Source organism: Borborobacter xinjiangensis, assembly GCF_047739745.1.
Taxonomy (GTDB): Bacteria; Pseudomonadota; Alphaproteobacteria; order Rhizobiales; family Rhizobiaceae; genus Pseudaminobacter.
Window position 1 is genome coordinate 34,746 of sequence record NZ_JBLLVA010000032.1, and the last position, 8,958, is coordinate 43,703.

The following is an 8,958-nucleotide window of genomic DNA, read 5'->3' on the forward strand; positions in this document are numbered from 1 at the left end:
TAACGACAGTCGCGAGTTGTAGTGGCCAAGTGCGTCGTCATAAATCTTTCGATTTAATACTCGCCCCTTGGTCTTTGAATGAAAGTGAGCCACTTCGACCAAAAATATCGTCTCGATGTGATTGCGGAAGGTTGATCGGATCAGGTCGCATCGACTGTCCTGAGTATCTGTCGTGAGCGCACTTGCTGTAGATGCTAAAAGAGCAGCCGCACTAGCCGACACCACGAGGGTTCTAATTCTAATCATTTAATCTTCCCGACAGCGTCATGTATGTCTAAGTCTATCGCCAAGGCGAAATCTATTAGTCCGATGAGCTTTGGCCGTTTGATGCCCAACTCTAATTCGTTCAATTCGGTTTGCCCCCAGCCCAATGCTGCGCTTACCTGATCAGGGGTCAGGCCCCGCGCTTGCCTGTGCTTTCTGAAAATATCCATCAGTTGAGCGTATTCACGTTCATCCTGCATGATCTGCAGCAGCCTTGCCGCCACGCGCGAATTGAAATCTGTTGGTTGCCGTTCAGGGCCGCTTTCCCATGATTGAATTGGAAGCTCTGCAATCTCCAAGGGCTCGACGGCCTTGGTTTCGATGCTAGAAGAGCCTGACCGCCACCAGAGCGTACCGGAAAGAAGCAGGACGGCGAGCGTACCAACCACCCAGCTTCGCTTCGTCGTTCTGCGCCTTGGCTCCTGGACAACGATGCCCCTGAAGCCGTTCGCTGGGCGCGGGCGGCGCCGCTTCGGAGGGTCTCGGCGCGGACTGCCCTGGATTCGGGTGTTCTGTTGCGTAGGACGTCTGTCGGTGAATCTCTGCCCGTCGATCTCTACACTCTTGTCGAGATCGTCGAAGAGGACCTCGGTCCAGTCAATTGGATCAAACAAAGCATCGATTGCGGAATCGTACTCTTCCTGGGGATGTTCGGGTGTGAATCGCGCGTCCGGCGGCGCTTCGAGCTGTGTAAGTTTGAATCTCGCGCCAACGGGCTTCTTTTCCGTCGCGGCGATACGGCTGTTTACGAAGCGGCAAAAGTCAAAAAGTTCGTCGTGAGACGCGCTGCAGCGCACGGCTTCAACGCCGCTGATCCCATGCAAAATGAGAGTTTTCCGTCCAAGGAAATTGCGAGAGGAGATGCTATGCAATGCATCGTATAAGAATGACTTTGCTACACGCGATCCGTCGTAGGGGATGAAGCAAACCTCGTTATCAGTTGCCAGAACAGTTACAGGAACCTTTCGTGACCAAAGGAAGGGACCAGGTCTTTCCAGGCGACCAACCAAGGCGAGCTGTGTGCGATCCGCGTGCTCGGCGCCTTCGCGGAAATTGTATTCCTCCACCTCTGTACTCCCAATTATCGGGCTCCCGGCCCATTCAGCGGTAAGAGACAGTTGACCTAAGATTGGAGGCGCGTCTGCGAGAAAGGCGCGCCCTTAGCCGAGCTCATCTGACCGGGGCTATCTGAAATGACCCGAAGCACGTTTTCAGCAAGCATGGGCGCGCCGAAAAAATAGCCCTGTGCCTCATGACAGCGCTTCTCCCGAACCATGGCCAGTTGAGTGGATGTTTCTACACCTTCCGCGGTGATGGTCATCCCCAGGTTGCGCCCCAGCCCCACGATAGCCCCAACGATCGCCTCTGGTTTGCGGCTTCCTGGCTGAACGATGAAACTTCGGTCAATCTTGATTTTGTCGAAGGGAAAGCGGCTCAAGTAGCTTAGGGAGGAAAAGCCTGTGCCGAAGTCATCCATCGCAATCCGAACGCCGAGAGCCCTTAGGTCATGCAGGATTCTAAGGTGCGCCTCGCTTCCGTGTAAAAGCACTGACTCAGTGATCTCCAGCTCGAGTCGCTCCGCGCTCAATCCGCTGTTTGACAGAGCCAATGCAACGCTGTGGGGGAGCGTAGATCTGAACTGGACAGCAGACAGGTTGACGGCAACCTTCACATCGCCCGGCCAGCAGCTTGCTTTAAGGCAGGCGTTGCGCATGACCCAATCGCCGATTGCGACGATTTCACCCGTTTCTTCGATCAGGGGAATGAATTTCTGCGGAGGGATCAAGCCGTACTTTGGGTTTCTCCACCGCAACAGTGCTTCGAACCCAGCTATCCGCTCATTTTCCAAATTGATGATCGGCTGATACTCGAGAAAGAATTCATTGTTCTCCAACGCCGTACGAAGGTCAGCTTTTAGTGACTGCCGCTCTTGCACCTCGGCTGCCATCTCTGGTTGGAAAAATCGAAAGGTTGTGCGGCCCGCAGCCTTCGCCGAGTAAAGGGCCATGTCTGCCTTTGAAAGCAACTCGTCGCTTCCAACGCCATCTTGGGGCGACAACACCACGCCGATGCTGGTGCTGATTTTCAGGAATTGTCCGTCTATGTCGCAAGGTTCGCTGAAGATGTTGATCACGTCCGTCGCGAGTTGCTCGGCCGCTTCGCGGGAAGCAACTCCGGTTCGGATCACGGCAAATTCGTCACCACCCAGTCTTGCAATGACGTCAGCGTGGCATAAGGAGGAACGTAAGCGCAAAGCAAGGGTCTTCAGAACGTTGTCACCGACGGGATGTCCGAATGTGTCATTGACACCCTTGAATTCATCGAGGTCCAGATAGAGGAGCGCCACTTGCTGCCTTTTGCTTGCGCTCGCAAGCGCAAGATCGAGACGCTCCCCGAACCTTCGTCTGTTGTCGAGACCGGTTAAGGGATCGTGATGTGCTAGGAAGGCAAGTTCATCCTGAGCTCTCTTCTGATCGGTAATGTCCCGAAAGAAGACGGTTAAAGTCTCGGGCGCCGGATAAGCATGGACCTCGATCCATGCCCTCTTTGTTTCGAAAAAACTTTCGAACCGAACCGGCTTTTGCGTACGCATCGCCTTTTTGTACTCACGGCCGAAAAGCTGTGTTTCCTCTGCGGGGAACCGTGCCCAGAGGTTCGATCCCACGTCGAGGCTTGCATCCACGAATGCGGCCGCCCTACGATTGAGATAAACGACGTTCCAGCCGCGATCGAGTACAAGAACGTTATCAGTAGTGCTTTCAAGCACCGACGCGAGCTGCTTGCGATTGTCTTCCGCTGCCCGAGTAAGATCGCGCTCCATTCGCAGAGCCCAATATTCGCGCACGCACAGTACGCCTGCCCAAGCAAGCCCTGCTGGAAGAATGACGAGAAAGATTTCGCCCTTTTGGTGCAATCCCGCTACCATTACGCCACCAACTACGATGACCACAGCAGTAGCTGGGACAAATGCTTCCGCTATGTTCTGCCACCGGGCCTGAGAAGCTGTATCTTCTCCACAAGGTAGATTCCGCAACCGCCAAAGCTGCTCCTGTGGGGCCCAAGCTATGCAGGCAAAGCCGACGACCCAAAGCGGATCGAAGAAATCGCCGAAATCGTACTCTGATGAAAGCAGCGAAAGCCCATAGAGATGGTCCGCGCACGCCTGTAAGACGATACCAAGAAATAAAACTGACCCTGCGAAACGCTTCGATCTAGGGATGTAGAGAAGAAGACTAACCAGTCCGAAAGCGGCAACCCCACTAGAAAATACCGGATACGAAACGGCAATAGCAATTGCGGTTGTATCTTCTTTCGATATCTCGATTGCTGGTAGCAAAAGTATACTTGTCGAAAATGCCGTAGCTGAAGTAATTAGTGCAAAGTTGCACATTTGTATTCGGCTGATAGATGGTATGGAGCTGAAATAATACATTCCACGTATGAACATCAGTGCAGAAAGGATGTATCCACCATCTGCTGCGGATGGAAAGGAGATTACCCCTCGGAGATCAAGCGCACCCCAATACATCGTGGCCACGAACCACGATAATGATCCATAGCCAAACGACGACCACGCCCGCCTGTCCGCTCCTCTGCTTGCGTATGCCGTCTTGAGACAAGCCAGCCCACCTAGAAGTGGCGCTACGGTCCAGCCCACCAGATAGCACCGTTGCTGCCCTGCCAAATCCAGATCGAACAAGTAAGGCGAAGCAAAAAATAGTGCCAGACCCGACCCAAGCATCAACGGCGGAAAGATTCGGGGCGAGGAAATTGTGGCTATCATCCTGCACACAACGCGTTAGTGATGGCCGCAACAACCACGTATTTATGAACAGCGCATTATGGCGCAAGCTGGCATTTTAGTTACCGACAATTCGGTTGACGGAGGTCGCTCTGGTGATCGGAAAACGGATGCTAATGGGTAGCCGTAATTTCCTTGCCAGCACTTCACCGCTGAGAAACAGCGTCGTGGCTCGCCACATTCTCCGACCGCCGGGTTTGCCTCGCGGCTAAATGCAATCACGCCGGCTGTGTGAGGCGTCAATCCATGGCCATTGGCCAGCCAATCCCCTCCAGGTCCTTCACGCTGAGCTGGGGAGTTCGAGAGTTTGCCGAGAAATCCGGCGACACGGCGAACACCGTCTCGCGGATCGAAAACGGTGCGGATGCCAAGCTATCAACGATGAATGCCCTGCAGGCTGCTTTTGAAGCCGCGGGGATCGAGTTCATTCCGGAGAACGGCGGCGGGCCAGGCGTTCGACTGAAGCACCCTACGGAATAGAGAGCCCCGACAGGGCAGCCAATTTCGCGATGTATGTGCCGCTCGTGTGCCGTCTACTCAATTTGCTGGTTTGTAACCCATTGAAATTGCTTGGCACACATTCAAGCCATGTGACACACGAATTTGGCTGAAGTGACAGGCAAAAACGACCTAAGTCATTGATTTAGAAGTGGTGCCCAGAGGCGGATTCGAACCACCGACACGCGGATTTTCAGTCCGCTGCTCTACCAACTGAGCTATCTGGGCCTGTTCTGGCGCCCATGCGAAAGCCGGGACCAGACTCTTCGAGGGCATGTGAACACCCCGAAAGCGGGTGGGTTATAGCATGAGTTTTCAAGCTGTCCAGCGCCTCGACGCCGATTTGCTACAAAGATACGACACCAATTCCGATGTTCGCATGTGCCGCATGCACGGCCGGTCGGCGGACGTCGAGCGGAGCGACGCAGGAGGCGAGCCGGGGCGCAGGCGTCGCCTGCTTCAAGGCCATGCCTTCGGCTCCATACGACGCCCGCAGGACGTCAACCCGCCGACAGAGCCGCTTCAACCTCGGCCGCCAAGGGAATGGCCGGCTGCGCGCCCGGTTTCAGGCAGGCAAGCGAAGCAGCAGCTGTGGCGCGCGAAAGCGCATCCCCCAGGCTTAGGCCTGATGAGAGCCCGGCCGCCAGATAGCCGCAAAACGTGTCGCCGGCACCTACCGTGTCGACAGGCGTGACTTTCAGCGCGGCAACCGTCAGAAAATCCTGCGGCGTGGCAGCATGCACGCCATCGGCGCCAAGCGTTACGATGATTGTTCGCCCGGTCTTTTGCGCGAAGGCCCGCATCCGGGCCTGCCGATCGGCCTCGCCGAGCGCCAACGCCTGCGCGTAGAGGTCGAATTCGGTTTCGTTGGCGACAATATAATCGGCCTTTTCCAGCAGGCCCATGGTTTCACGGCGAAAAGGCGCGGTATTGAGTATCGCCACGCAGCCTGCCGCGCGCGCCGCATCAAGCGCCGCTTCGACAGTGCCAAGCGGGACCTCCTGCTGCAACAGGACAATGTCGTCCTGGCTCAGGGCTGCCCTGGAAATGTCACCCGGCAACAGTGAATCGTTGGCGCCCGGCACCACCGCGATCATGTTCTCGCCGTTGCCGCTGACGAAGATGAGCGCGGTTCCGGTCGCCGCATGGGTTTCGCATAGGCTGGAAAGGTCGACCTTGCCGGCCTTGAGGCAAGCCAGCGCATCGGCGGTAAAGGCATCCTTGCCGACTGCGCCGATCATGCGCACCGTCGCGCCGGCGCGTGCGGCCGCCAACGCCTGATTGGCTCCCTTGCCGCCCGGCGCCGTCCGGAATCCTTCGCCCGATACCGTTTCGCCGGGCGAGGGCAGCCGCTCGACGGTGGCGATCAGATCGAGATTGATGGAGCCGATGACGACGATCAAGAGAATGCTCCGGTTCCCGTCGTATTCAGCGCATCTTGGCAGTCGCCAGCGCCCGTGAAAAGGCCGCGGCGAAACTTTCGCGGTCATCCGGATTGAGAAAGCCGCCGATCGGCACGCTGCGGCCCTGTCCCTCGACGGCCATTTTGGTTATGCCGATCTCATCGTGTCGGGCCACGGCGAAGCGTGCCCAGAACGGATTGAAATGGTGCGCCTCGGAGCGGCCGGAGGGCGCGATCTTGCGGATGTCGAGGCTGGTGCGCGATACGGACACTTCTTCGCGGGCGCGCGCGGCGCGGTAATTCAGCCTGAAGGCTATATAGATCGCCAGAATATCCAGTCCGAAAAAGCCGAAAACCGGCCACGCGCCGTGGGCGAGGAAGAATGCGCCAGTGACCAGCCAACTGGCGCAGAGCCCGGCCATGAGCACCAGGAATCCGGTTCGTCCCAGGGAGCGGTGCGGCGTCAGCAGCGCCTGGAAAAAAGGTTTGTCAGCGGAAACTGCGGCGTTTGTCTCTGCCATGCCTCCACTCTATAGGAGGATGATGAAAAACCCCAAGCCCAAAGATCAGCCGAAGCCGAAAAAGCCCAGCATAGCGGCAAAACGCAGCAATTCCCGCGCGAAGCCTCTCGGGCGCGCGGCTCCGCGCAAACCGATCTACACGCCGGCCGAAATCCACGAGATATTCCGGCGCTTTGCCGTACAGCGGCCCGAACCCAAGGGCGAACTGGAGCACGTCAATCCGTTCACTCTGCTGGTGGCGGTGGTATTGTCCGCGCAGGCCACCGACGCGGGCGTCAACAAGGCGACTCGCGCCTTGTTCGCGGTGGCCGACACCCCGGAAAAGATGCTGGCGCTCGGCGAAGAAGAAGTCGGCGCCTACATCCGTACCATCGGGCTTTGGCGCAACAAGGCCAAGAACGTGATCGCGCTGTCGGCGGCGCTGATCGACGAACATGGCGGCAAGGTTCCAGCCGATCGCGAACAGTTGGTCGCGCTTCCCGGTGTCGGGCGCAAGACTGCCAACGTTGTGCTCAACATGGCCTTCGGACAGCACACCATGGCGGTCGACACCCATATATTTCGTATCGGAAATCGCCTGGGACTGGCGCCGGGCAAGACGCCGGAGCAGGTCGAGGCGGAGCTGATCAGGATCATTCCTGACGAATATATGCGCCACGCCCATCACTGGCTGATCCTGCATGGCCGGTATGTTTGCAAGGCCCGCAGACCGGAGTGCGAACGCTGCGTGATTGCCGATATCTGCAAGGCGGCGGAAAAAACCAACAGCATTCCGGAGCCGCTCAAGGAACTGGCACCGCTGGACGAATAAGGCCACCCGAATGTCGATTCCTTGGGGGAACCGGCTCCGCCAACAGGAGGCGGAGTATCTTCCGTGCCGGGCCGATGCGTGCCTCAGGCCGCCTGCATCAATCGCTCGCTCGACATGCGGTACGAAATTGACTCGGCAAGATGGATGCGGCCGACGGTTTCGCTGCCGTCCAGGTCCGCGAGCGTGCGGGCCACTTTCAACACGCGGTGATAGGCGCGTGCCGAAAACCCTAGCTTTTCGCTGGCGTCGCGCAGCAGGGACAGACCCGCGGCGTCGGGCGCGGCGATCTCTTCGATGAGCGCGGTCGGGCAATGTGCATTGGTTGTGGCCGCATTCGTTCCCATGCGCTCGAAGCGTTCACGCTGAATGGTCCTTGCCGCCGAGACGCGTGCCGACACCGCTGCACTGCGCTCGGACGCGCCGGGGCGGATCAGGTCGCTAGCCGTGACCGCCGGCACTTCGATGCGCAGGTCGATGCGGTCCATCAGCGGGCCGGAAATCCGCGCCTGATAGTCCGACTGGCAGCGCGGCCCGCGCGCGCAGCGAAACCCCGGCTCGCCTGCCATGCCGCAGCGGCACGGGTTCATGGCGGCGACGAGCTGAATGCGGGCGGGATAGCTTACCCGGTGGTTGGCACGCGCGATCACGCATTCCCCGGTCTCGATGGGTTGGCGCAGCGAATCGAGCACCTGCGGCGAAAATTCGGGAAACTCGTCGAGAAACAGCACGCCGTTGTGCGCCAGCGAAACCTCTCCCGGCCGCACCCTGAGCCCGCCGCCGACCATAGCGGCCATGGAGGCGGAATGATGCGGCGCGCGGAACGGTCGGCGGTCGCTCAACCTCCCATCCGCCAGTTCGCTGGCAATGGAGGCGACCATCGAAACCTCGAGCAGTTCTCGTGGGGCCAATGGCGGGAGGATCGAAGGCAGACGCTGGGCCAGCATGGACTTGCCCGATCCGGGCGGACCAACCATCAACGAGTACAGTCCGCCAGATATTAGAGTATTCTAAAGATCTGCAACGGGTGGAAAGCCGCTATTCGCCTTGTTGACCAGAACGAGCAGGATGCCACCACCAACGGACGTTCCTGGGAAGGGCCTCGGAAGGTCACATTCCACGGATATTGTTGAAAGGCCCGGCCGATACAGCTGAAGTGTCGCTCTGGTGCCGACCGGAGGAATGGCATTTCGTTGGACTTCAATTTCCCAAATGGATTGGCGCTGTTAGGGGCCAACACGGAGGGCGCGTCGCGCAATTTCAATTCAGCACTAATAGACGTCAAACATCGGACGAGACTTTTTCAACAATATCGACGCGAACCGCCGGACTGCGGCTGGAGGAGATAGCCGGACCGATGAACGGCCCGGCTTTCCTCGCCTAGGCCGAACAGGTTCGGTGCCGGAACTTCGGCCCGGCGACATCGTCATCGTCGTCATGGACCATCGGCCGGCGCACAAGATCGGTCGCGTGCGGGAGGCAATCGAGAGGGCCGGGGCGCGGCCCTTGTTCCCTGCCGCCCTATTCGCCCGACTTCAATCCGTGTATGAATGGCTCCTGCGGGTCAAGGTGTCGGATCGGGTTTGGTGAACCGGTCGGTTGCGGCCATGTATACGGCGTCTGAATGTGCAACGAGGTCGTTGCGCGCCCTGATGAATATCCG

General features: G+C 58.3%; 6 protein-coding genes, 1 tRNA gene and 2 pseudogenes. 3 read left to right on the forward strand and 6 right to left on the reverse strand.

What is annotated here, in order from left to right:
• Window positions 1–242 precede the first annotated feature (242 nt).
• Both ACLKMW_RS22835 and ACLKMW_RS22840 read right to left on the reverse strand, forming a co-directional pair.
• A complete protein-coding gene (locus tag ACLKMW_RS22835; RefSeq protein WP_415726833.1) occupies window positions 243–1,331 on the reverse strand; it encodes a helix-turn-helix domain-containing protein in 1,089 nt (362 codons plus the stop codon).
• A 56-nt stretch (window positions 1,332–1,387) separates the two neighbouring features.
• The gene (locus ACLKMW_RS22840) at window positions 1,388–3,793 is read right to left on the reverse strand and encodes a putative bifunctional diguanylate cyclase/phosphodiesterase (RefSeq protein ID WP_415726840.1); all 2,406 of its coding nucleotides are present in this window, start codon (window positions 3,791–3,793) and stop codon (window positions 1,388–1,390) included.
• A 519-nt stretch (window positions 3,794–4,312) separates the two neighbouring features.
• Between ACLKMW_RS22840 and ACLKMW_RS22845 the strand changes: the two genes are divergently transcribed.
• Entirely contained in the window at window positions 4,313–4,546 is a 234-nt protein-coding gene (locus ACLKMW_RS22845) for a helix-turn-helix domain-containing protein (RefSeq protein ID WP_415726834.1), read from the forward strand.
• A gap of 170 nt (window positions 4,547–4,716) precedes the next feature.
• Here ACLKMW_RS22845 and ACLKMW_RS22850 read toward each other — a convergent pair.
• From ACLKMW_RS22850 to ACLKMW_RS22860, 3 genes are all read right to left on the reverse strand, one after another.
• A tRNA-Phe gene (locus tag ACLKMW_RS22850) sits at window positions 4,717–4,792 on the reverse strand.
• A 272-nt stretch (window positions 4,793–5,064) separates the two neighbouring features.
• Window positions 5,065–5,967: a ribokinase gene (locus ACLKMW_RS22855; protein ID WP_415726835.1), complete on the reverse strand. Its 903-nt coding sequence runs from the start codon at window positions 5,965–5,967 to the stop codon at window positions 5,065–5,067.
• A gap of 25 nt (window positions 5,968–5,992) precedes the next feature.
• A complete protein-coding gene (locus tag ACLKMW_RS22860) occupies window positions 5,993–6,487 on the reverse strand; it encodes a DUF2244 domain-containing protein (RefSeq protein ID WP_415726836.1) in 495 nt (164 codons plus the stop codon).
• Between the two features lie 22 nt (window positions 6,488–6,509).
• On the opposite strand from ACLKMW_RS22860, the gene nth reads away from it, so the two are divergent.
• On the forward strand, window positions 6,510–7,298 hold the full coding sequence (nth, locus tag ACLKMW_RS22865; protein WP_415726841.1) for an endonuclease III: 789 nt from the start codon (window positions 6,510–6,512) through the stop codon (window positions 7,296–7,298).
• 83 nt (window positions 7,299–7,381) lie between these two features.
• On the opposite strand, the pseudogene ACLKMW_RS22870 reads toward nth, so the two are convergent.
• Window positions 7,382–8,293, reverse strand: a pseudogene (locus ACLKMW_RS22870) (YifB family Mg chelatase-like AAA ATPase); the annotation flags it as partial.
• 400 nt (window positions 8,294–8,693) lie between these two features.
• Between ACLKMW_RS22870 and ACLKMW_RS22875 the strand changes: the two are divergent.
• Window positions 8,694–8,838, forward strand: a pseudogene (locus ACLKMW_RS22875) (transposase); the annotation flags it as partial.
• Window positions 8,839–8,958: the final 120 nt, after the last annotated feature.